Origin of the sequence: Mesorhizobium sp. BH1-1-5 (genome assembly GCF_020165615.1) — a bacterium.
GTDB lineage: Bacteria > Pseudomonadota > Alphaproteobacteria > Rhizobiales > Rhizobiaceae > Mesorhizobium.
In genome coordinates, this window is the sequence record NZ_JAIUIM010000028.1 from 16,991 (window position 1) to 40,803 (window position 23,813).

The following is a 23,813-nucleotide window of genomic DNA, read 5'->3' on the forward strand; positions in this document are numbered from 1 at the left end:
AGGCAGATCAGTTTGCCGCTTCTGGCGCAGAGAGACGCCGCGAGCCGAAAGGTCCGAGGCTCGTTAAGCGGGTTCCCAGCATTATGCCAGGCACTTCGATAAACCGATAGCTGAGCGTGGCGAGGAAAATGCTCAGAGGAACGATCCCCGCAGAAATGATGAGCCCCGCTGTCACGGTATCGAGGGACCACAGCGCCTTCGGCAGCAGGTACGACATGTAGAAGAACGGCACATTCCAAAGGTAGATGCCGAAGCTCACCTTCCCAAGAAATTGCGGGACCCGAGACACGAGCACAGGCGCCGTAGCCGCCTTGTCGTCATGGTAGAGCAGCGCCAAAAGGACAAAGCCGAGGGCCGCCGTCACCAGATCCATGCCACCCAGACATTGCCGAAGAAAGACGAAAGCCAAGACAACGGGCATCCAACCGACTGGCTTCGCCAACGATGCGGTGAAACGCCCGACCTGGCTCGGCACCAGGGTGCCCAGAATGAACAGATAGCCGAATTGGCCAAGCAGTGGAGCTACGAACATCTCCTGGTTCTTTCTCGCGATGACGGCCACGACCAACACCGCGAGCATGCCCCAGGCGCCCCAGTTCCGATGCAGTATGCTCACGATGAGCAGGAGTGGAATGGCAAGCATCTCGACCTGCAAGGTCCAGCTCGGGCCAACCACATCGAAGTTCCACAGTGCCATGTTGCCGGCGATGTCGCCCCACGAAAGGGCGGACGGAGTGACCGCAGCGGTCACGGCAACGCATGGAATCAAGCCGGGATAGATACGCAGAGCGCGCTTGATCGCAAAGGAAGCCGCAACCGACGGCCACCTGCCCCTGGCGGCATCCAACGACCGAATCAGAACGCAGCCGCTCAGTAAAAAGAACAACTCCACGGCCGCTGCGCCGTTGAAGGTCGAGAGCCAGGCCTTCGCCCAAACATCGCTGGCATCCACGTCCCAGAATGTCTTTGGCAGCACGCGCTGAATGAGCCCGTGATCGAACAGCAATATCGCATGGTATACGATGACCGCGAGCGCGGCGTAGGCTCGAAGTCCGTCAAGTGCCAGTAAACGTTGCTTCGGCCCACCCCCCATTATTCCGTCTGTACAGCCAACATTCCTCATCTTCAATTCCCCAAAACATCAGCGTCTCACGAGAATCGTGCCCCATCGACAACCGGAATGCCGAGCGCCTGGTTGAACGGGAGAAGCCTGCAGGATCGCCGTAATGCCGGCCCCTTGTCTTTTGCTGCGGCGCACCCCATCATTGTGGTGTGTTCAACGAACTGAAAGGAGGTGATCCGATGTCGAGTGATTTCGTTTCCTATAACGTGAGCTCAGCGGATTGCACTTCCGGGAAGCAGTCTTCCCGTTAAGGCGCGAGACGCGCGGCAGGTAGCCCGGAGGGGCTGCCGCCAGAAGCCGCGTCATGGACGGAAACACGGAAGGCCGCCGGCTTCGCAAGAAGCGGCGGCCTTTTCCTTTTGAGATCGATGCTGCAGCTCAGCGGCTTGGCCGCTATTTGGTCACCGTAAGGTTGTCGATGTTGCGCACGATATCCTGAAACGCCTGGTCGAGCTCGGCGCCATTGGCGGCCTGGTAGAAATGCTTGCTATTGCTTGTGTCCGGGCTGGCGCAGGATTGCAGCGTCGACTTGGCGTTCTTCTCCGTAAGCGCGAAGCCGATGGTGAAGATCTCGATGCCCTGGTCGCGCATGGCCGCGCAGAGCGTCGTCGCAGCGGTACGTGTCTGCACCTTGCCGGCGTCGTTGTAGACCTGGCTCGGGTCGCTGGCGTCGAAATAGGACAGATTGAATTCGCCATCGGTCATCAGGATCACGTATTTCGCGACCTGCTTCGGATCCATTCTGGCCGGCCGTTGCGAGGCCTTCATGACGCCGCCCCAGTTTTCCGACAGCATGTACCAGGCCCACTGCACGCCGATATGGCCCGCGGTGCCGCCGGAGGCATCGAGGTTCTTGATGACATTGTTGAGGGCCGAGGCATCCGTGGTCAGCGGCTGTATTGTCGCGACGGGACAGGCTCGTGTGCGGGTGTCCCTGGCGAAGCCGGACAAATAGAGATCGCGGTTGACCATGCTCACATCCGGACCGGCGTCCGAATATTGATAGGCGCCCTTCCGCTCGGTCGCGCAGGTATCCGGGCGCGGCGAGGCCGAGACATATTTTGGATCGTCATTGCCCGGCGCCTGCTTGCGCTCGCTGGCGTTGGTCTCGACAAAGACCGTGCTTGCGGCGAGCGATCCGACATTGACCGAATTAGCATAAGGCACGATCGCCACCCGCACGCGCGGATTGGCGGCGTTCTGGCCGGCGAGGAAAGAATCGACCGCGTTGCCCGCCGCCGTCCTCAGGTCCTTGATCTTCTGGCCCGCCATCGAACCGGTGACGTCGAGCATCATTGCCACCTCGACCGTCTTGTCCGAATAGAGCGCGGTAGTCGAGGACTTGACCCGTTGCATGTCGCCGATGCTGAAGACCGGGAAGTAAAGGCTGACATCGGCGTGCACATCCGCCCGTACCGTGCTGGCCGTCCTGTCGACCGTGAGCTTGTCCAGCACGATCCGGTTGGCTTGCAGGATGCCGGCCGCGCTGTTGGCGTCGAGGAATGCCTGCACCGTCTTGTTGGCGTCCGCTTCGGTGATGACGCCGAGGGTGAGATCGCGGGCCGTCGAGGTCACAGCGGCGTCGACGACGCCCTGCAAGCTCGATTTCGCATTGTAGAGCTGCGAGATATTGACCGCGAATCCCACCCCCAGCGCGAGCACCGATGCGGCAACTCCGAACAGGACCGCGAAATTTCCTTCGCGATTGCGGGTAAAGCCGTCCACCCCACGAACGACACCTCTGAACTGCCGCATCCCTTCCGCCTCCACTGTTTGCGGCACCGTGCCGCTCGACAAAGGCGTTGCAGGATTTCGGCCAGACCCGGCCGGCGACCGCCGAAAGACGCTTAACGGCAGGTTAATCCATTGTTTTTGCTGGATTTCGGCAAATCCTAGAGTGAACGGGAAGTAAACAAAAATACACCGGCCAAGCGACCTTCATGAAGCGCTTACCATGATCTCCAAACCCGTCGCGGTCGTTCTCGCTTCGGCACAGTTCGACCTGTGCCGAAGCGGGTCAGCGGCAGCCATGAAACAGGCGCGGCGCAGGGTCTGTCGAGATTGAGGTCAGGCCGGCATCGCCCCGAACATCAAAGGAGCATCTGCGCGCTGGCCGTCCGATCGACGCCGTGGTGCGGAGGGTTGAAGCGGTTGCCGTCCTGCTCGTAGGTCCAGACCTTGAACAGGCTGAGCTGGTGCGCGCCGAAACTATGCAGCAGCGGCACGTCGGTGGCGTCGCGGCCGCGCGCGATGACGACCCGGCCGATGCGTGGCCGGTTGTGGCGCGGATCGAATGTGTACCACCTGCCGTCGAGGAAGACTTCCATCCAGGCCGAAAAGTCCATCGGCGCCGGATCGGCCGGCACGCCGATATCGCCGAGATAGCCGTTCACGTAGCGGGCCGGAATGTTGATGCATCGGCAGAGCGCGATCGCCAGATGCGCGAAGTCGCGGCAGACGCCGACCCGCTCCTCATGCGCCTGGGCCGCCGTGCGCGTGGCGCGCGCATAGCCGTAGCCGAAGGAAAGCCGGCTGTTGACATAGTCGACGATTGCCTGGACGCGCGCCCAGCCGGGCGGCAGATGGCCGAAAAGCTGCCAGGCGATGTTGCTGAGATGGTCGGTCTCGCAGTAACGGCTGCCGAGCAGATAGACCAGCACGTCGTCGGGCAATTCCGCCACCGGCGTTTCGCGCGCCAGCGTATTGACCTCGTCGGTCTCTCCGTTGTCCTCGATCGCTGCATCGTAGAGGATGCGGAAGCTGCCGGCGGGCGCCGTGAAGCGGCGGCAGATATTGCCGTGGTGGTCGCGATAGGTCCGGGTCGGCACCGAAGGCGAGGTCAGAACCCGCGTCTGCCGCTTGATATCGGCATGCCGCTCGGGATGGATGTCGAGAAGCGAGATGATCGGCGTCGCCGCCGCGCATTCGATGGCGATTTCATAGCCGAGCCGGATCAGCATCGCATGCCCCCTTTGGTGATTTTGGAAAGACTGCCTGTTCAACGCCGCGAGCCGGGGCTAGTTCCAGCGCCGAGTCGAAATGGCGGCGTCTGGAGCAATTCAGGAAAAATGCGCGGCGGTTTTCCGTCCGCAATTGCATAAAACCAAGGAGTGAGGGCAGGTCAGCGTTCTATCGACGCTGACCTGTTCCCTTCTCAGGCGGTCCTGCCCGGTCTAAACTGCACTTTGCGTTTCGCCCCTCCCCGAAAACGATTCTCCAGGACATCCGATGTTTGCAGGCTCAAAATTCGCCGCCTTCCTGTTCGATATGGACGGCACGGTGCTCAACTCGATCGCCGCGGCGGAACGAGTGTGGACGGCATGGGCAAACCGGCATGGCCTTGATGTGGCGGCTTTCCTGCCGACGATCCATGGCAGGCGCGCGCGTGAGACGATCGCCGCGCTGAAGCTTCCGGGTGTCGATCCCCTAGCGGAGGCGGATCTGCTGCTCAAGGCCGAAGCAGACGATCTCGAAGGCATCGTCCCGATCCCCGGCGCCGTCGCATTCCTGGAATCGCTGCCGGCGGAGCGCTGGGCGATCGTCACCTCGGCGCCGCGCGAGCTGGCGCTGCTGCGCATCAAGGCGGCCGGCATTCCGGTTCCCGCCATGATGGTGACCGCGGAAGACGTGACCCATGGCAAGCCGGCGCCGGACTGCTTCCTTCTGGCGGCAAGGCGTCTCGGCGTCGAGGCGCGCGACTGCCTGGTCTTCGAGGATGCGCCGGCGGGCATCGCGGCGGGCGAGGCTTCCGGCGCGTCGGTGATGGTGATCAGCGCCACGCACGTTCACCCGCTCGTCACGCCGCACCCGGCAATCGGTTCCTATGACGAGATCGGCATTGCGGTCGACGATACAGGTTTCATCGCGTTGTCGCCGACACGGGCTGCAGCCTAGTCCCTCGTACAAGGATTTTGACGGATTGCAGGCTTGTCGGCGGGTGAGATTTTCACCGTTCGTCTCGCTAAATCAGCCGAACCATCGAGATTGGCAGAAGCTTGCGAGCTTCGTCATCCACGGGCGGAGCGACACGCAGCGGAGCGCAGACCCGAGGATCCATTCCGTGACCTTGGCCGAGGAATGCAGCGGAGCAGAATTCTGCACCGTGGCAACGCCTCAACGTCACGGAATGGACCCTATGGTCTGCGCGCGTCGCTTCGCCCCTTGCTCCGCCATAGGATGACGAAGCGATGGGCCTTCGACCAATCGTCAACGCATGCAATCTGCGCGACCACTATTCGGCAGATTTCGCTCGCAAACCAGTTCTTGTCAGAAATCGCTGGTGAGGCCCTTCACCTCCCAGTCGCCGTAGCGGCCAGGTTCCTTGCCGCCGCGGCCGCCGATTTCCTTCGGCAATTGCGCTTCCGCCGCTCGATACTTTTGACGACGCGCTTCAGCCTCTGCCAACGCCCGCTGCGCTTCGGGCGTCAGCGTCTTTTGCGGCGCGTCGGTCGCTGCAGCAGCTTCGGTTTTGCCTGGCTCTTCGATCATGCGATAAGTCCTTGCCGATTGAAACGGGAGCGACCGTTTCCCATCATATAGCCATGAAACCGAGAGGATCGACTCCTATTCGCCCCGACCATAGACGGATGAAACGATGAACACGCTTCGCACCGCCATGCTTCTTGCCGCGATGACGGCGCTGTTCATGGGCGTCGGCTATCTGATCGGCGGCTCGGGCGGCATGGTCATCGCGCTTCTGATCGCCGCCGGCACCAATCTGTTCAGCTATTGGAACGCCGACAAGATGGTGCTGTCGATGAACCGCGCCGTCGAGGTCGACGAGAAGAACGCGCCCGAATATTACGCGATCGTCCAGGCGCTGGCCAAGCAGGCCGGGCTGCCCATGCCGAAGACCTATCTGATCCACAACCCGCAGCCCAACGCCTTCGCCACCGGCCGCAATCCCGAGAATGCCGCCGTGGCGGCGTCCACGGGCCTGCTCCAGAGCCTCTCCCACGAGGAGGTCGCGGCGGTGATGGCGCATGAGCTCGCCCATGTGCAGCATCGCGACACGTTGACTATGACGATCGTCGCAACGCTTGCCGGCGCGATCTCGATGCTTGGCAATTTCGCTTTCTTCCTCGGCGGCAGCCGCAACAACAACAATCCCTTCGGCTTCGTCGGCGTTCTGCTGGCGATGATCGTCGCGCCCTTTGCCGCGATGATCGTGCAGATGGCGGTGAGCCGCACCCGCGAGTACGAAGCCGACCGGCGCGGCGCCGAGATCTGCGGCAATCCGTTGTGGCTGGCTTCGGCGCTCAACAAGATCGCGCGCGGGGCCGAGCAAATCCCGAATGAGGATGCCGAGCGCAATCCGGCGATGGCGCATCTTTTCATCATCAATCCCTTGCATGGCGAGCGCATGGACAGCCTGTTTTCGACCCATCCGAGCACCGAGAACCGCATCGCGGCGCTGCAGGAGATGGCGCGCGGGATGGGTGGCACAGCGCCCGCCAATCGGCGCGAGGCTTCTCCACCACCCCTCCAGCCCGAGGAGCCGTCAGCGGGGCCATGGGGTAAGCCGGCAGACCAGGCCCCGCAGGCAAGGCCGGCGCCACCAAAGCCCAATCCCTGGGGCCGCAACCCGACCGGGCCGCGCAATGTCCGGTCGAAAGGCCCCTGGTCGTGACGCCGCCGAGGCCCGGACATTCGAGCAATCCGCAACGCAAGACCGATGACGAGAATGTCGCCGGCCTTGCCGCGCGCAAGGCGGCGGCGCGCCTGCTTGCCGCCGTCATCGACGCCCGCACACCGCTTGACGGCCTGACCGACAACGAGCACGGCCACCCGCAATATAAGGCGCTGGACGGCCGCGACCGCGCGCTGGTGCGCGCCATCCTGGTCACAGCGCTGCGCCATCGCATGACCATTGCCGGGCTGCTGTCGAAGCGGCTGGAAAAGCCGCTGCCGGCCAACGCCACGGCGCTTTCGCATATCCTCAATGTCGCCGCCGCGCAGATCCTGTTCCTCGACGTTCCCGACAGCGCCGCCGTCGATCTTGCCGTCACCCACGCCAAGTCCGATCCGCGCACGACGCGTTTTTCCGGCCTCGTCAACGGCGTGCTGCGTTCGCTGGCGCGCGCCAAGGAAGCCGAGCTTGCCCCCGCGCTTGCCGCGACCGGCGAGGCGCCGCAATGGTTCTCCGAGCGGCTGACCGCCGCCTACGGAGCCGACAGGGCGCGCGCCATCCTTGCCGCGCATCGCCACGAGGCGCCGGTCGATTTCACCGTCAAGGCCGATCCCGCGCTCTGGGCCGAGCGGTTTGGCGGCATCGTGTTGCCGACCGGCACGGTGCGTGTCGAAAAGCTCCCCGCCAATGTCACCGACCTGCCCGGTTTCGCCGACGGCGCCTGGTGGGTGCAGGACGCAGCCGCAAGCCTGCCGGCGCGCCTGTTCGGCGACATAAGCGGACAGCGCGTCGCCGACCTGTGCGCCGCGCCCGGCGGCAAGACGGCGCAGCTTATCCTCGCCGGCGCCGAGGTCACCGCGGTCGACACCTCGAAGAACCGGCTGGCGCGGCTGAAGCAGAATCTCGACCGCCTCGGCCTGACCGCCGAACTCGTCCAGACCGACCTCCTGGATTACCGGCCGGCGCAATTGTTCGACGCCGTGCTGCTCGACGCGCCCTGCTCCTCGACCGGCACCGTGCGGCGCCACCCCGACGTGCCCTGGACCAAGACCATGGCCGACGTCGAAAAGCTCGCCGACCTCCAGCGCCGGCTGCTTGCCCATGCCGTCGGTCTCGTCAGGCCCGGCGGCCGCATGGTCTTTTCCAACTGCTCGCTCGACCCTATCGAGGGCGAGGAGCTCTATCGCAATCTCCTCGCTGGCAACCCTGGCGTCGCCGCCGACCCGATCCAGCCAGGCGAATTTGCCGCCGTCGATCCGTTCCTGACCCCCGAAGGCACGCTGCGCACCACGCCGGCGGACCTTCCGCTCGGATCACCCGGGGTATCGGGCCTGGACGGCTTCTTCGCCGCACGGATGCGGCGCGAAATCTAGCGTGTGACGGGCCGCTCAGGATGTGTCGAGATTCAGGTCAGGCTGAGCCGAGAGTGGCGGTTTCCGAGAACCGGAGCGGAGCGTACTCAAGTACGTGAGCACCGGAAGCGCAGGAAATCGCGGCTCGCAGCCAGCCTCACCTGAATATCGATACATCCTAAAGCATGTCGTCGAGGCTCCAGTGGCTCCCCCAGCGGGCGTCGATCTCGTCGTCGACATTCTGGTAGCGGATGTCCGTCGACAGCCGGATCAAGCCACCGACACTCCGGTTGGTCGTGGAGGCGTGGATCATGTAGGGCGAGTGCAGCACGACGTCGCCCGCCTCGTAATCCGCCATGAGCCAGCGTGTATCGAACCGCTCGGCCATCGCGGGCAGGTCCTTCGACACCCAGCCGCCTTTGCTCATGTTGCGGTTGTAGGCGCTGATGCGCTCCTCCGGGTCGAGCCCGGCATTGTCGCTGCTGAAGCTGGCCTCCATCGCGGTGCCGACGGCGTGCGATCCTTCCAGGTAGATCAGCCCGCCCATGTCGATGGACGTGTCGCCGATCGGGATCCAGGCCGTCACCACGCGGCTTGTGCCGCCGCGCAGATAGACGAGGTCGTAATGCGCCGGCGTGGCGGTCGTCGTTCCAGGCATGGTGAAGCGCATGATCTTTCGTCTGTGCAGATAGGACAGGCCTTCCACGAAGGCATCCATCAGGCGCGACAGGCGGGGCTGCGCGCAAAAGCCTTCATAGGCGGCCGAACGGACCAGGGACATCAGCCGGCGATCGGCGAGCTGGCGATCGAACGCGCCGGTGGAGGCCATGCCCAGCGAAGGGGCGGTCCCCGGCTTCAGCAACCCGCTGTGGGCGAGCTGCGAGAGCGCGAAGCCGCGGAAATCGATCACGGCGCGGCGCGGCAAAAGCCCCTTCAGCCAGACATAGCCCTGCGTCGCATAGAGATGGCGAATGGCCTCGATGCCGACCGAGGGATCGGTCGGCGAGAGATGACCCAGCCTGTCCGGCGCCGTGGACAGCGCTTTGCCGTTGGCCGTCAGGGCAACCGTGGACACATCATTCGCGGAAACGCCCCCGAGGGAAGATATCGACATTTCAATCATCCGGCGTTCTTCAATTTCTCCGGACAATGGCTTAGCTTCCCGGCACCTCCCATGGACAGAAATTTCAGCCTGGACTTTTCGCTCATGCCGGCTTCGTCCTATGCGCTGTATCGATCGCCGCCGGCCGCCATGGGCGGGCTGTCGGTCAGGGGCATAGGCCGGCATCGCGTCAGCCGGGCCATCGTCAGGCGAAAGCTGCCGGATTTCGCCGTTGTCCTGGTTGAGGAAGGCCGGGGCTGGCTGGAAACCGGGGCCGCCGGCAGGCAGGCGATCGTCGCGCCCTGCCTTTTCTGGCTGTTCCCGGACACGGCCCATTCCTATGGACCCGACGACCCAGGCTGGAACGAACGCTGGGCGCTTTTCGGCGGCTCGCTCACGCGCGACTTCACCCGCATGCGGCTCATCGTCGAGCAGGCCCCGGTCGTCCCCTTGTCCGACCTCGGCGGCATGCGCCTTCTGTTCGACCGGCTCCATGCCGAGCTCTCCCCCGACACGCCGCTAGGCCAGGCGGAGGCCGCCGCCACCCTGTATCGGCTGGTCGTGCAGGCTGCCCGGCAGGACGCGGGCCAAAGCGGCGGCGACGCCCATCCGGACTTGCGCGGCGCCATCGACGATCTGCGCGACCAGGCTTGCGAGCCGATCGACTTCAACGCGCTTGCCTCGGGGTTCGGCATGTCGCCGGCGACGTTGCGGCGCAGGTTCGCGCTGCATACCGGGCTATCGCCGAAGGCATTCCAATTGCGTATTCGGCTCGACCTCGCCAAGCAGCTGCTGGCGGCGACCGATTCGCCCGTCGAGGCGGTCGCGCAGGCCGTGGGCTTTACCGATGCCTTCTACTTTTCCCGGCTTTTCCGGAGCCGGGAGGATTGTTCGCCGAGCGAGTTTCGCCGCCGCCACAGGAGGGTATAGGCCGCGCCATCACCGGCGGTATGCCTCGGAAACCCCTGACTTTTTTAGGGACGGCCCGGGGAAAGCGGCGTGAAGCGGTTCACTTCGGCGAAATCCGCCTTCGCATAAGTTCTTGAATCGCATAAGCTTGTGCTTGGGTTATGGGGACATCAGGAGGGCTATTGGCACTTGTTGCCGGCAGCACGACGCGTCTTTGGACGCTTGTCGCGAGGGAGTTCTGGCGCAAAACGCGCCGGCGCCTCCGCGCCGGCCCGGTCTATCGCTGGCGCTATTCCGGCCGCACGCCCGAACGTGTCCTGATCGCGCCGCCGGATCTGCGGCTCGCCGATCCGCAGATCGCGCTGGAGATCTATTACGGCCGCTACCCGCTGTCCGGCCATCTGGTCGAGACCGGCGGCACCTCGCCCTTCCAGCTCGACGTGCCCAATCGCGGCTGGCAGAAATCGCTGCATGGCTTCCGCTGGCTGCGCCATATGCGCGCCACCGGCACGGAGCTCGCCGCCGCCAACGCCAGGGCCCTGGTGACCGACTGGATCGCCATGCACGGCAACCAGATCTCAGGCATCGCCTGGGAGCCGGGAACGACGGCCAAGCGGGTGATCGCCTGGCTGCAGCATTCCTCGGTGGTGCTGCAAGGCGCCGAATTCCCTTTCTACCGCGCCTTCCTCAAATCGCTCGCCGTGCAGATCCGTTACCTGCGCTCGATGGCGCGCGAGATGCCGGAAGGCGAAGCCAGGCTGCGCGCCCGCATCGCGCTCGCCTTCGCCGCGCTGTCCTTGCCGGCGCCGGCGTCGGCGCTGCGCGCCGCGACACGCAACCTTGCCGAGGAGCTGGAGCATCAGATCCTGCCCGATGGCGGCCATATCTCGCGCAAGCCGATGGCGGTGCTGGAGCTGCTGGCCGACCTTCTGCCGCTGCGTCAGACTTATGCCAACCAGGCCGAGGCGCCGCCGGCGGCCCTGATCGGCGCCATCGACCGCATGTTGCCGGCGCTGCGCTTCTTCCGCCACCAGGACGGCAGCCTCGCCCGCTTCAACGGCATGGGCGCCACCATCCACGACCGCATCGCCACCATCATGCGCCATGACGACACGGTGGGCGCGCCGCTGCTGCACGCGCCGCATTCCGGCTACGAGCGCCTGTCGATGGGCGGCGTGACGGTGATCGCCGACGCCGGTCTTCCGCCGCCGATCGACGTCTCCAACGCAGCCCATGCCGGCTGCCTCGCCTTCGAGCTTTCCTCCGGGCGCCAGCACTTCATCGTCAATGCCGGCATCGACACTTACGGCGCCCCGGAATTTCGGCCACTGGCGCGCGCCACCGCCGCGCATTCGACCGCCACGCTCAACGACACATCGTCGGCGCGCTTCAGCCACTCGCTGCGTGTCAGCGACCTTTTGGGATCGCCGCTGATCGGCGGCCCGCAACATGTGCCCTGCAAGCGCCTCGACCAGAAGGGCATGCAGGGCTTCGTCGCGCGCCATGACGGCTATGTCCAGCAATTCGGTTTCCTGCATGAGCGCGAGCTGAAGCTCGGCACGAACGGCAACGTGCTTGCCGGCCGCGACCGTTTCCTGCGCCCGGGCAATGCCGCGATCCGCAACAATGGCCGCGACTTCGTCACGGTGCGCTTCCACGTCCATCCCGACATCAGCCTGCTGCAGGACGACCACGACCGCCTGACGCTCGCCGCCGCGCAGGGCGACACCTGGGTCTTCACCTGCGCCGAAGTGGTGCCGGAGGTCGAGGAATCGATCTATTTCGCCGGCCTGAGCGGCCCGCGCCGCAGCCGGCAGATCGTGCTTGCCTTCAAGGCCTCGGAGGTTGCCGAGGTCCACTGGCAGCTGACCCGCACCAATATCGCCGGCTTTCCCGAAAACAACTGAACGCGCTCAGTTCCGCCTCGGAACACCAAACGCTTCATAGGTCGTGAGCGATGGCGGCCCGGCGAAGGAAAAGCGAATCTTGTCGACCATCGCCGCGGCCTGGCCGCTTCGATCGTAGCGCTCTGCATCCTCGGCGGTGTCCCAGACGGTGATTGCCATGAAGGCCTCGCGGTCCTGATGCTGCTGCATGAGCACGGCGCTGACATTGCCGGTGGCGGCACGAATGGCGGGGATGGCTTCGGCCTCATAGATCAAGCGCAACTTATCCGCCTGGTCCGGCAGGGACTTGAACTGACCGATACGAACGAACGCCATGACTTGATCCTCCATCGATAGGTGAGTTTATAGCTGCGGACGACGATAGCGCTTCGGCAGGATTTCACTTTTTCGGGAACGCGGCCAGTAGCCGGAGAGGATTCGTCGCGCTTGATTTCCGGGCCTCATGTGCTACGGCCCGCGCAAGACCTCCAACCGCCTTGAAAGGCCACCCGCCCATGGCTGTGCCAACCAAGAACATTCCGGCGCCCGATCTTGTTCCGGTGCGCCGCGCGCTGCTCTCGGTCTTCGACAAGACCGGGCTTATCGACTTTGCCAGGGCGCTCGCCGCTGCCGGCGTCGAGCTGGTTTCGACCGGCGGCACGGCAAAGGCCCTCGCCGAGGCCGGCCTGGCGGTCCGCGACGTTTCCGAGCTCACCGGCTTTCCCGAGATCATGGATGGAAGGGTGAAGACCTTGCATCCGTCGGTGCATGGCGCGCTGCTCGGCATCCGCGACGATGCCGAGCATGCCAAGGCCATGCGCGACCATCACATCGAGCCGATCGACCTCCTCGTTTCAAACCTCTATCCGTTCGAGGAAGTCCGCCGTTCCGGCGCCGGCTACGCCTCGATCGTCGAGAACATCGACATCGGCGGACCGGCGATGATCCGCGCCTCGGCCAAGAACCACGCTTACGTCGCCATCGTCACCGATCCGGCCGACTATGCTTCCGTCATCAACGCGCTGGAGATGAATCTCGGCTCGCTGTCGCTGGATTTCCGCAAGAAGCTGGCGGCCAAGGCCTTTGCCCGCACCGCTACCTACGACGCGGCGATTTCGGGCTGGTTCGCCGAAGCGCTGGAGATCGAGCACCCGACCTGGCGCGCTTTCGGCGGCCGCCTCGACCAGGTGATGCGCTATGGCGAGAACCCACACCAGGGCGCCGGCTTCTATCTGTCGGGCGACAAGCGGGCGGGCGTGGCGACGGCGAAGCAGTTGCAGGGCAAGCAGCTCTCCTACAACAACATCAATGACACCGACGCCGCCTTCGAGCTGGTCGGCGAGTTCGACCCCGCTCGCTCGGCGGCGATCGCCATCATCAAGCACGCCAACCCCTGTGGCGTGGCCGAAGGTTCCTCGCTAAAGGCAGCCTACGCCAAGGCGCTGGCCTGCGACCCGGTCTCGGCCTTCGGCGGCATCGTCGCCATGAACCGCATCCTCGACGCCGAGGCGGCCGAGGAGATCGTCAAGACCTTCACCGAGGTGATCATCGCGCCCGACGCCACCGACGACGCAGCCGCGATCGTCGCCGCGAAGAAGAACCTGCGCCTGCTGGTCACCGGCGGGCTACCTGATCCGCGCGCCGCCGGCACAACGGTTAAGTCGGTAGCCGGAGGCCTGCTCGTGCAGGGTCGCGACAACGCGGTGGTCGACGACCTCGAATTGAAGGTGGTGACCAAGCGCGCGCCGACGCCGGCCGAGATGGCCGACCTGAAATTCGCCTTCCGCGTCGCCAAGCATGTGAAATCCAACGCCATCGTCTACGCGAAAGGCGGTGCCACCGTCGGCATCGGCGCCGGCCAGATGAGCCGCGTCGATTCCTCGCGCATCGCCGCCCGCAAGGCGCTCGACGCGGCGGAAGCAGCGGACCTCGCCGAGCCGCAGACCAAGGGCTCCGTCGTCGCCTCGGACGCCTTCTTCCCCTTCGCCGATGGGCTATTGTCGGCGATCGAGGCCGGCGCCACGGCCGTCATCCAGCCCGGCGGCTCGATGCGCGACGAGGACGTCATCGCCGCCGCCGACGAGCACGGCATCGCGATGGTGTTCACGGGCGTACGGCACTTCAGGCATTAGCGCCTCTTCCCCTTCTCCCGTTGTGGGAGAAGGTGGATCGGCGCGATAGCGCCGAGACGGATGAGGGGTGTTCCAGCGGAGGGAGACGCTGGCGATGCAGTCCTTGGACGAACTGTTTGCCAAGCTGGAGCACCCCTCATCCGGCCGCTTCGCGGCCACCTTCTCCCACAAGGGGCCTGTTGCATAATTCCGAAGGCGCAAAGCCGCTTGGAAAGGTGCGGAACGGATTTCTAAGAAGTGGCTTTGATGGCCGGAGAAATGAACCGAGTTTCTTGCTAGACAGTCCTGTCCGAAACCACATTCTCGTGACGCCTGGCTCTTTTGACGTCCAAATGCCTTGGGTTGAATTATGCAACAGGCCCACAAGGGGAGAAAGGAAGAGCCCTAACGCTTGTCCGCCGGATAGGGCGTCCCGACCAGGATCGCCATGCCGATGCCGAGGAACAGGATGATTGCCGCCATGCCGAGCCGCGGCGAATCGCTGAGGGTGGTTATGGTCGCCACCATGAACGGCGCCAGGAAGCTGGTCGCCCGTCCCGCCAACGCATAGATGCCGAAATAGCGGCCGGACTCGGCGGCGGTGACGCTGCGCGCCATGTAGGAGCGCGACGATGCCTGCACCGGACCGAAAGCCAGCCCGATCAGCAAGCCGTAGAGGATGTAGGCTTTCTCGGCCGCGGTGCCGAACAGGCCACCTGAATCGGCCGTCGACAGCGGGATCAGGCCGAGCAGCGTGAAGCCGGGTCCGGTCGAGACGACGCCGATGGTGGCGACCGACAGCATCACCAGCGCGATCATCACCACATGCTTCGAACCGAGCGCGGTATCGAGCCGCGCCGCGATCCAGCAGCCGAAAATGGCGACGATGTTGAGGATGATGCCGAACAGGCCGATCTCGGTGATCGACCAGTGGAACATGCCGGCCGCGAACGTGCCGCCGAGCGCCAAGAGCGCGTTGACGCCGTCCTGGTAGATCATGCGGGCCAGCAGGAAGCGCAGGATGCCGCTGCGCTGGCGCACCTCGGCAAGCGTCGACTTCAACTCGGACAGGCCCTCGCGCACCGCCGGCCCGATCGGGATTCCCTTGCTGGCGTCCGGCGTGAAGAAGAACATCGGCAGGATGAACAGGAAATACCAGCCGGCCGACATCGGCCCGGTGAAGCGCGCGTCCTCGCCGAACTTCGGGTCCAGCCCGAACAGCGGGTCGATCCCGATGAGCGTCTTGCCGGTTTCGAGATTGCCGGCCAGGAACAGGACGACGAAGATCAGCGCGATCATGCCGCCGAGATAACCGAGCCCCCAGGCCATGTTGGAGATCCGGCCGATCTCCGCCTTCGGCACCAGCCGCGGCATCATGGAATCGTTGAACACGGTGGAGAATTCCGCCGCCACCGAAGCCAGCGAGAACAACAGCACGACCAGGAACAGGTTCGAGCCGGGCGCCGCGAACCACAAAAGCGTAAGGCTGACGATCTTGATCGTCGCGAAGAAGGCGATCCATGGCTTGCGCGGCCCGGTCTGGTCGGCGATCGAGCCGAGCACCGGCGAGAGCACCGCGATGACCAGGCCGGCAGCGGCGATGCCGTAGCCCCAGGCGGCCTGTCCGGCGGTCGGGTCACTCGCCATGCGCGAGACGAAATAGGGCCCGAAGATGAAGGTGGTGACGACGGTGAAGAAAGGCTGCGCCGCCCAGTCGAAGAACATCCAGCCCCAGATGCCGCGCCCCGATGCCCGCTGCACCGTCTCTACTGCCGCCATGCTGATTCCCTCGACCCGCCCGCGTCGGGCGCCATGTCTGCATGTTTTCAGGCAGCGATGCAAATGAACAAGCAGCGCCGTTCGGGTTCCTCGCCCCACGCAGTGGGGAGAGGTGGCTCGGCGAAGCCGAGACGGAGAGGGAATGCGCCGGCCTATGACAGGTTGATCCTTTGAAGAAGGGCTCCGTCCTACGAAAACCCCTCTCCGCCTCGCTGCGCTTGGCACCTCTCCCCACTGCGTGGGGCGAGGAACCAGCCTTGTTCACATCCCCGTCAGGTCGCTCATCAAGCCCGACGCCACCGAGAGCCGCGACACGGTGATGTCGCCGCCATCGGTCAGCGCCTGCAGCCGCTCGCGGATGCGCGCGACGCGCTCGCCGCCGGCCTCCAGCCAGGCCGCGACCGGATCCGCCGCCGTGCCGTGCGCGGTGAGCGCCGCCACCGCGATGCCGCGACGCGCCACGCCGATCGTGTCGGTGGCGCGCGACAGCGCCAGCTGGTCGTAATAGTCGGGCGGCATGATCGAGCGCGCCGCTTCCTCGACGCGCGGGATGCGGAAGGCATCGCTGACCGCGAAGAAGGCCTTGGCGGCGCTGACGATGTCGGCATTGGCCGTGCGCGCGGTGAGCGCGACGTCCGGGATCAGCTCGGCCACCTCGGCCAAAGCGAGCTGCTCGGCGAGCTTTTCCGGCGCGCCGCCCTTGAACAGGCCATGCCGCCGCTCCTCGATGCGCTCACGCGAGAAGGCCGGCAGCAGCGACGTCAGCTTCGGCTCGAGCGCCTTGCGGGCTTCCTGCAACTCGGCGATGCGCTGTCCCAGAGGCGCGGAACCCGCTTCGTTCTTCAAGTACCAGCCGCTGGTCACAAAGATAAGCCGGCTAATCGCCTGGTAGAGATCGAGCTGGATCTGGCCGTCGATCTGGTTGTCGAGCGCGTCGATCTCCTTGTAGAGCGCGGGCAGCGCGAAGCCGTCGCGGACCATGGCGAAGGTGCGCACGACATCGGCCGCGGTGCGGCCGGTGGATTCCTGCAGCCGGTTGACGAAGGACGGACCGCCGCGATTGACCAGGTCGTTAGCGACGACGCGCGCGATGATCTCGCGGCGCAGCCGGTGGTCGCGGATCTCGCCGGCGAACTTCTTTGCCATGCGTTCCGGGAAATAGCCCATCAGGTCGCGGTCGAAATGCTGCTCGTCCGGCACGTCGCTGGCGACGATGTCGGAGAACAGCACGATCTTGGCATAGGCGAGCAGCACGCCGAGCTCGGCCCTGGTCAGCGGTTCGCCGCGCGCCTCGCGTTCGGCAAGTGCCGCCGGTGAGGGCAGCGTTTCGACCGCCCTGTCGAGCAGGCCACGCGCCTCCAGCGCCGTCATGAAACGCGCCTGGTGCGCGATGTCGGCCAGTCCGCGCTTGCGCGCCAGCGACAGCGCCAGCGTCTGCTGGTAGTTGTTGGAGAGCACCAGGACGCTGACCTCGTCGGTCATCTCGGCGAGCAGCTTGTTGCGCGCCGGCCTCGTCAGCGAGCCTTTGCGCATGGCCGAGGCCAGCGCGATCTTGATGTTGACCTCGACGTCGGAGCAGTTGACGCCGCCCGAATTGTCGATGGCGTCCGAATTGCAGCGGCCGCCATTCATGCCGAATTCGATGCGCGCCCGCTGCGTGACGCCGAGATTGGCGCCCTCGCCGATGACCTTGGCGCGCACGTCGAGCGCGGTGACGCGGATCGCGTCGTTGGCGCGGTCGCCGACATCGGCGTTGCTTTCGCCCGAAGCCCGCACATAGGTGCCGATGCCGCCGAACCACAGCAGGTCGACCGGCGCCTTGAGGATGGCGTTCAGGATCTCGACCGGCGTCGCCGTCGTCTTGGTGAGGCCGATCGCGGTCGCCGCCGCCTGCGGCAGCGTGATCGACTTCTGGTTGCGCGAGGCGATGATACCGCCTTCCGACAGTTTCGACTTGTCGTAGTCCTGCCAGGACGAGCGCGGAAGCGCGAACATGCGCACCCGCTCGGCCATCGAGGCCGCCATGTCCGGATCGGGATCGATGAAGATATCGCGATGGTCGAAAGCTGCGATCAATCTGGTCTGCGGCGACAACAGCATGCCGTTGCCGAACACGTCGCCCGACATGTCGCCGACGCCGACCACGGTGAAGGGCGAAGTCTGGATGTCGCGGTTGATCTCGCGGAAATGCCGCTTCACCGCCTCCCAGGCGCCCTTGGCGGTGATGCCCATCTTCTTGTGGTCGTAGCCGGCCGAGCCACCGCTGGCGAAGGCGTCGTCCAGCCAGAAATGGTGCTTCTCGGAAATGGCGTTGGCGGTGTCGGAAAAGGTCGCCGTGCCCTTGTCGGCGGCGACGACGAAATACGGGTCGTCAGGATCGCGCCGCACCACGCCGGCCGGCGGAATGATGCCGTCGACGCCGATATTGTCGGTGATCGAGAGCAGGCTGGAGACGAAGTTCTTGTAGGCCGAGGTGCCGGCTTCGAAAATGGCGTCGCGCCCGGCGCTCATCGGCAGCTTCTTCGGATAGAAGCCGCCCTTGGCGCCGACCGGCACGATGACGGCGTTCTTGACCTGCTGGGCCTTGACCAGGCCGAGCACCTCGGTGCGGTAGTCCTGGGCGCGGTCCGACCAGCGCAGGCCGCCGCGCGCCACCGGGCCGAAGCGCAGATGCACGCCCTCGACCTCGGAGCCGTAGACGAAGATTTCGCGCCATGGCCGCGGCGCCGGCAGTCCCTCGACCGCCTGCGAGTCGAGCTTGATCGCCAGCGACTGCCCCTTCGCTTTCGTATCGGCTACGAAATGATTGGTGCGCAGCGAGGCTTCGATGAGGTTGAGGTAGCGGCGGATGATGGTGTCGTCATCGATGTTGGGCACCTCCTCCAGTGCGTCCTTGATCTTGGCCTTGAGGTGCTTGGCCGCGACCGTTCCGTCGCCTTCCGCCGCCGGCCCGAGCCGGGCGACGAACAGCGCGTGCAGGCCGCGCGCGATCTCCGGGTAGCGGTTGAGCGCCGCGGCGATGAAATCCTGGCTCTGCGGGATGCCGGCCTGCTGCAAATAGCGGCCATAGGCGCGCAGGATGGTGATCTCGCCCGACCACAGGCCGGCGGTCTGGGCCAGGCCGTTATAGCCGTCATTGTCGACGTCGCCGCGCCATACCGAGAGAAACGCGTCCTCGAACAGCGCGCCGCCGTCGGCGAGGTCTATTCGCGCGCCGTAGCTGTTCTCCAGCTCCATATCGTGGATGAACACCCGGTCGCCGGGACCGTCGCCGACCTCGAAAGTGCGCTCGCTGATGACGCGGAAGCCGATATTCTCCAACACCGGCACGCGCCGCGACAGCGCCACCGGACTGCCGAAGTGATAGATCTTCAGCGCCGCCTGCTCCGGCTTCTGGTCGGCATGGCGGTAATAGTCGATGGCGATCGGATTGTCGGCGCCGATCTTCGCGATGCGCCCGGCATCGGCCAGCGCCACGGCGGCCGAGAAGGAGTCGCGATAGCTTTCGGGGAACCGCGCCGCGATCGCCTTCAGCGCCGGATCGCTGCCGGCCGCCTCCGCGGCTTCGGAGAGCGCGTCCTCCCAGGTGCGCACGATGTCGCGGATCGCCGCCTCGAGTGTCGACTGCTCGATTTTCGGCGTCTTGCCGCCGGAACGGCCGATGATGAAGTGAATGCGCGCCAGTCCGCCTTCCGGGAAGGCCGGGTAATAGGCCGACAGCCGGCCCTCGAACACGGTTTTCAGATAGGTGCCGATCTTCTCGCGCACGACGCTGTCATAGCGGTCGCGCGGCACGAACACGATGATCGAGACGAAGCGGTCGAACTGATCGACGCGCACCAGCGCCCGCACGCGTGGCCGCTCGATCAGCCCGAGGATGGCGAGGGCATGTTTGCGCAGGATCGGCACCGGCACCTGGAACAGCTCGTCGCGCGGATAGCTCTCCAGGACGTTGATCAGGGCCTTGCCGGAATGATCGTGCGGATCGAAGCCGGATTTCGAGATCACGGCCTCGGCCTTCGAGCGCAGATAGGGGATCTTCATCACCGAGCGCGTGTAGGCGGTCGAGGTGAACAGGCCGACGATACGCAGCTCGCCCGCCAGCGCGCCTTTCGACGTGTAGGTCTTGATGCCGATGTAATCGAGATAGATGCGGCGATGCACCGACGACTTGGCGTTGGCCTTGGTGACGATCAGCGGCTCCGGCCCATGCAGGAAGGCACGGATCTCCGGCGTCGTCGTCACCGCCTCGGTGCCGCGTCTCAGCACCAGCACGTCCGGGTCCGACAGGATACCCATGCCGGGTTTTTCGGCGCGCTCCAGCGAGCCGCTTTCCTCGCCGCCGATATATTTGAACTCGCGCATGCCGAGGAAGGTGAAATTGTCGTCGCGCAGCCATTCGAGGAAGGCGATCGCCTCGGCGACGCTCTTCTTGTCGAGCGGCACCGCCGAATAGCGGAATTCGGAAATCGCCTGGTCGAGGCGGGCGAGCATCCGCTTCCAGTCGACGACGGCGGCGCGGACCTGGGAAAGCATCTTGCGCAGCCGCTCGGTGAGGCTTGCCGCCTGGTCGGCGGTCAGCCGCGGGATGTGGACATGGACGACGCTCAGCCGGTCGCGCTCGTCATCCTCCTTGCCGCCATCGCCGAGAACCTCGACGACGCCGGCTTTGCCGTGGCGAACCGTGACGATCGGGTGGGTGACCAGCGTCGGCTCGCCGCTGATCTCGGTGATCTCGCCCAGGATCGAATCGAACAGGAACGGCATGTTGTCGTTGACGACGGTGATGACCGTGACCGGCCGGCCCTCGCAGGCAACGCCCGAACCCGCCTCGACGGCGACGACGCTTTCGCCCTTCCTGTGGCTGGCGACCGCTTTGGCGGCGAGCTCGCCGGCGCGTTCGAGGTCGGCCACGTCATAGGCCGCGATATCCTCGGCAGGCGCCCGTGCGAGCAGATAGTCGGCAAGCCTTGCGGGTTTCTCGTCCGCTTTCGCGGCGGCAGCTTTCTTCTTCGGCTTGGATTTCACGCTGGCCATGACGCTTATTGCCTCCCGTCGTATGCTTTTGCGACTATCGTAGCAGATGAGCGCCGTTTCGCGACAAAGGTTTGACGACACATTAAGAAATTCGAGCCGACGCCGTTGCCTTGCAAGGAGAACGACCCATGACCGACAGGATTACCGCGCTCGACCTCGTCCAGGCGGAGCTCAGCGAGGCGACGAAAGCCTATTTCGACAAATGCCGGGAGAAGCTCGGCCTCGTGCCCAACGTGCTCCTCGCCTACGCCTTCGACGAGAAGAAGCTGCGCGCCTTCACCGACATGTACAACGATCTGATGCTGGGTGAGTCCGGCCTGTCGAAGCTGGAGCGCGAGACGATCGCCGTGGTCGTCTCCTCGATCAACCACTGCTTCTATTGCCTGACCGCGCATGGCGCAGCCGTGCGCCAGCTGTCGGGCGAGCCGGCGCTCGGCGAGATGATGGTGATGAATTTCCGCGCCGCCGATCTGTCGGACCGACAGCGCGCCATGCTCGAATTCGCGGTCAAGCTGACCGAAGAGCCGGCCAAAATCGTCGAGGCCGACCGCGCCGCCCTGCGCCAGGCTGGTTTTTCAGACCGCGACATCTGGGACATCGCCTCGACCGCCGCCTTCTTCAACATGTCGAACCGGGTGGCCGCCGCGGTCGACATGCGGCCAAACCCCGAATACCACGCCATGGCGCGATAGCGGCCGCTGGCCTTATATTAGCAATATCGAATTTTTCGTTGCTCATCCCGCCATTTGGTTGGATGATCAAGATTGCGGCGTGGCCGCATGCCGGTTCGACGCCGCCGACAAAGGAGGAGAACATGGCGAAATTTCTCTATGTCTATCACGGCTCCGGCAAGATGCCGACCGACGAAGCCGAGCGCAAAGCGGCTATGGATGCCTGGACCGGCTGGTATGACAAGCTCGGCTCGGCCGTCGTCGATGGCGGCAATCCGGTCGGCATGTCAAAGACGGTGCTGCCGAGCGGCAGGATCGAGAACAATGGCGGCAGCAATCCGACCGCGGGTTACACCGTCGTCGAAGCCAGGGACATCGATGACGCCGTCGCCAAGGCCAAGGACTGCCCGATCCTGATGGACCCTGCCTTCAGCGTCGAGATCGCGCCGATCATCGAGATGATGTAGCGCTTAAAAGCGCGTCGCCGAAAACGGTTTCAGTCGACGCGCTTCAAGCCTTTGTTTCGATGCATCAGGAACGCGCGGCGATCGCCGCGGCTGCGCCCGCCATCGTCGTGGCACTGACCCGGTTGGCGATCCTCATGGCGCGCTTGCTCTTCAGGAGCCGGCGCGCCTGCGACGCGGCCAGCACCCAGGCGAGGTCGATGACCACGAGCACGATCGCCATGGTGACCGTCAGCTCGACCCAACCGACAACGCTGACCGAGGCAAGATCGATGATGGTGGGCACCAGCGCCAGATAGAACATCATGATCTTCGGGTTGCCGAGCGTCACCGCCATGCCGGCAAAGAACAGTTTCAGGGCTGAATCCTCGCGCGGCATCTCGCCTTCCTTGGCCTCGACCGGCGCCGTCCACATCTTGAACGCCAGATAGGCAAGGTAGGCGACGCCAACCCATTTCACGACGACGAAGGCGTAGTGGAAGGTCTGCGCCACGACGGCGAGCCCGAACACCGCCAGCGACAGCCAGATCGCTTCACCGATCCACATCGCCAACAGGAACGGGAAGACGTCGCGGAACCCTTTCGAGATCACCCGCGCCACGAGTGCCGCGATCGACGGTCCGGGCGAGCCGGCGGCGACGAACAAAGCGGCGGCGAAGATCAGCAGCGAGGCGAGATGCATGATGGTGCTTCCTATAGCATGGGAGCCGACGATACTCGATCGGAGCAGATTTGGCACGCTCCGCAAGGTGCAAGGACTGACCAAGCAGACAATAGCTGCCAGAGTCGGCGCCGCCTACGGTTACTGCTCTTGTCGTCCCCTTGAGCCTTAGCTAGAAGACCTGACCCTTCATCCGTTTCGAGCATCACTTTGCCTCAGTAACCGCCGGTCTCGCCAACTCCTCTGAATGCACCGCAGGCGCATCTTTAGCTTGCCCCTGCATTTGTTCACGCGTTCTTCAGGCGGCGGTTCGAGACCGGTTTGGCATTGCTGAGCCGCAGCGCGTAATCCGCGCCGACGCCTGACTTCCGGATAACACAGTCTCTCGCCACACCGTGCCCATGAAGGCACCTCGGACATTGCCGGCCTGACGGACTTCCCGACGGGAAGGGCCTACCGGCATGTCTTCTACCTTGTCTGTCCGCTGGACGATCGCGCCAGCAATCGCGCCTCGACCTATCATCAACTGCAACCGCTGCGGCGGCGTGAAACCCTATCGATGCGGCGAGAAATTCCGCGTCAACGCCAACGGCAAGCGCATCGACGTTTGGCTGATCTATCGCTGCGTCGACTGCGACAAATCCTGGAACCGCACGATCCTGGAGCGTTGCAACCGGCGCGACATCGAGCCGGCGCTGCTTGCGGCGCTCGAAAGCAACGACCCGGCATTCGTGCGCCGGCACGCCTTCGATACGGTGGCGTTACGAAGCCGGATCGGACGGATCGAGGAATTCCCCGATGTCACGGTTCGAAAAGAGTTGATGGACAGTGAGCCGGGACGCACGGCCGCGCTCGCGCTCGAGTTCCAACTCGAGGGCACGACGCCTTTGCGGCTGGACCGCCTGCTTGCCGGCGAGCTCGGTCTTTCGCGATCAAGGCTTCAGGCCCTGGAGGACCGAAGGCGACTGACCATCCAACCCGACGGCGCCAAGGCCTTGCGCAGGCCTGTGCGCGATGGCCTGGCGATACGCCTCGATCTGGCCGGGGAGGCGGATTGCGACGCTGTCCTGCTGGCTGCATACCGCTGAA

General features: G+C 64.8%; 18 protein-coding genes. 9 read left to right on the plus strand and 9 right to left on the minus strand.

What is annotated here, in order from left to right; genetic code table 11:
- Window positions 1-7 precede the first annotated feature (7 nt).
- The 3 genes from LB572_RS28185 to LB572_RS28195 all read right to left on the minus strand — a co-directional run bounded on the left by LB572_RS28185 (window position 8) and on the right by LB572_RS28195 (window position 4,083).
- Window positions 8-1,123: an acyltransferase family protein gene (locus LB572_RS28185; RefSeq protein ID WP_224670060.1), complete on the minus strand. Its 1,116-nt coding sequence runs from the start codon at window positions 1,121-1,123 to the stop codon at window positions 8-10.
- A gap of 393 nt (window positions 1,124-1,516) precedes the next feature.
- Window positions 1,517-2,878 carry a pilus assembly protein gene (locus tag LB572_RS28190; protein ID WP_224670061.1) on the minus strand — a complete coding sequence of 454 codons (1,362 nt, stop codon included), beginning with the start codon at window positions 2,876-2,878 and terminating at the stop codon, window positions 1,517-1,519.
- Between the two features lie 335 nt (window positions 2,879-3,213).
- Window positions 3,214-4,083, minus strand: a complete 870-nt coding sequence (locus LB572_RS28195) for a transglutaminase-like domain-containing protein (protein WP_224670062.1) — start codon at window positions 4,081-4,083, stop codon at window positions 3,214-3,216.
- A 268-nt stretch (window positions 4,084-4,351) separates the two neighbouring features.
- On the opposite strand from LB572_RS28195, the gene LB572_RS28200 reads away from it, so the two are divergent.
- Window positions 4,352-5,017 carry an HAD-IA family hydrolase gene (locus LB572_RS28200; protein WP_140807237.1) on the plus strand — a complete coding sequence of 222 codons (666 nt, stop codon included), beginning with the start codon at window positions 4,352-4,354 and terminating at the stop codon, window positions 5,015-5,017.
- 372 nt (window positions 5,018-5,389) lie between these two features.
- Here LB572_RS28200 and LB572_RS28205 read toward each other — a convergent pair whose 3' ends face one another.
- Complete coding sequence (locus tag LB572_RS28205) at window positions 5,390-5,611, minus strand: DUF1674 domain-containing protein (protein WP_140807238.1); 222 nt, start codon at window positions 5,609-5,611, stop codon at window positions 5,390-5,392.
- Window positions 5,612-5,717: 106 nt separating this feature from the next.
- Here LB572_RS28205 and htpX point away from each other — a divergent pair, with 106 nt between their 5' ends.
- On the plus strand, window positions 5,718-6,752 hold the full coding sequence (gene htpX, locus LB572_RS28210) for a zinc metalloprotease HtpX (RefSeq protein ID WP_224670063.1): 1,035 nt from the start codon (window positions 5,718-5,720) through the stop codon (window positions 6,750-6,752).
- Complete coding sequence (locus LB572_RS28215; protein WP_224670064.1) at window positions 6,749-8,125, plus strand: RsmB/NOP family class I SAM-dependent RNA methyltransferase; 1,377 nt, start codon at window positions 6,749-6,751, stop codon at window positions 8,123-8,125. Before htpX ends, LB572_RS28215 begins: the two co-directional genes overlap by 4 nt.
- Before the next feature lie 157 nt (window positions 8,126-8,282).
- Here LB572_RS28215 and LB572_RS28220 read toward each other — a convergent pair whose 3' ends face one another.
- Window positions 8,283-9,218 carry a phytanoyl-CoA dioxygenase family protein gene (locus tag LB572_RS28220; RefSeq protein WP_224670065.1) on the minus strand — a complete coding sequence of 312 codons (936 nt, stop codon included), beginning with the start codon at window positions 9,216-9,218 and terminating at the stop codon, window positions 8,283-8,285.
- A gap of 93 nt (window positions 9,219-9,311) precedes the next feature.
- On the opposite strand from LB572_RS28220, the gene LB572_RS28225 reads away from it, so the two are divergent.
- Window positions 9,312-10,136, plus strand: coding sequence for a helix-turn-helix domain-containing protein (locus tag LB572_RS28225; RefSeq protein ID WP_224670102.1), 825 nt, complete (start codon window positions 9,312-9,314; stop codon window positions 10,134-10,136).
- A gap of 140 nt (window positions 10,137-10,276) precedes the next feature.
- Window positions 10,277-12,022 carry a heparinase II/III family protein gene (locus LB572_RS28230; protein ID WP_412033600.1) on the plus strand — a complete coding sequence of 582 codons (1,746 nt, stop codon included), beginning with the start codon at window positions 10,277-10,279 and terminating at the stop codon, window positions 12,020-12,022.
- A 6-nt stretch (window positions 12,023-12,028) separates the two neighbouring features.
- Here LB572_RS28230 and LB572_RS28235 read toward each other — a convergent pair whose 3' ends face one another.
- Complete coding sequence (locus LB572_RS28235) at window positions 12,029-12,337, minus strand: putative quinol monooxygenase (protein WP_224670067.1); 309 nt, start codon at window positions 12,335-12,337, stop codon at window positions 12,029-12,031.
- Window positions 12,338-12,516: 179 nt separating this feature from the next.
- Between LB572_RS28235 and purH the strand changes: the two genes are divergently transcribed.
- Window positions 12,517-14,133 carry a bifunctional phosphoribosylaminoimidazolecarboxamide formyltransferase/IMP cyclohydrolase gene (gene purH, locus LB572_RS28240; protein ID WP_224670068.1) on the plus strand — a complete coding sequence of 539 codons (1,617 nt, stop codon included), beginning with the start codon at window positions 12,517-12,519 and terminating at the stop codon, window positions 14,131-14,133.
- A gap of 384 nt (window positions 14,134-14,517) precedes the next feature.
- On the opposite strand, the gene LB572_RS28245 is transcribed toward purH, so the two are convergent.
- Window positions 14,518-15,891: an MFS transporter gene (locus LB572_RS28245; RefSeq protein WP_224670069.1), complete on the minus strand. Its 1,374-nt coding sequence runs from the start codon at window positions 15,889-15,891 to the stop codon at window positions 14,518-14,520.
- 261 nt (window positions 15,892-16,152) lie between these two features.
- Complete coding sequence (locus LB572_RS28250) at window positions 16,153-20,928, minus strand: NAD-glutamate dehydrogenase (RefSeq protein ID WP_224670070.1); 4,776 nt, start codon at window positions 20,926-20,928, stop codon at window positions 16,153-16,155.
- A 128-nt stretch (window positions 20,929-21,056) separates the two neighbouring features.
- Here LB572_RS28250 and LB572_RS28255 point away from each other — a divergent pair, with 128 nt between their 5' ends.
- Complete coding sequence (locus LB572_RS28255) at window positions 21,057-21,620, plus strand: peroxidase-related enzyme (protein ID WP_224670071.1); 564 nt, start codon at window positions 21,057-21,059, stop codon at window positions 21,618-21,620.
- A 122-nt stretch (window positions 21,621-21,742) separates the two neighbouring features.
- Window positions 21,743-22,066 (plus strand): YciI family protein, encoded by a 324-nt coding sequence (locus LB572_RS28260; RefSeq protein ID WP_128257934.1) that lies wholly within the window; start codon window positions 21,743-21,745, stop codon window positions 22,064-22,066.
- A 64-nt stretch (window positions 22,067-22,130) separates the two neighbouring features.
- On the opposite strand, the gene LB572_RS28265 is transcribed toward LB572_RS28260, so the two are convergent.
- Window positions 22,131-22,745 carry a LysE family translocator gene (locus tag LB572_RS28265; RefSeq protein WP_224670072.1) on the minus strand — a complete coding sequence of 205 codons (615 nt, stop codon included), beginning with the start codon at window positions 22,743-22,745 and terminating at the stop codon, window positions 22,131-22,133.
- Between the two features lie 440 nt (window positions 22,746-23,185).
- Here LB572_RS28265 and LB572_RS28270 point away from each other — a divergent pair, with 440 nt between their 5' ends.
- Window positions 23,186-23,812: a DUF1062 domain-containing protein gene (locus LB572_RS28270; RefSeq protein ID WP_224670073.1), complete on the plus strand. Its 627-nt coding sequence runs from the start codon at window positions 23,186-23,188 to the stop codon at window positions 23,810-23,812.
- Window position 23,813 lies beyond the last annotated feature (1 nt).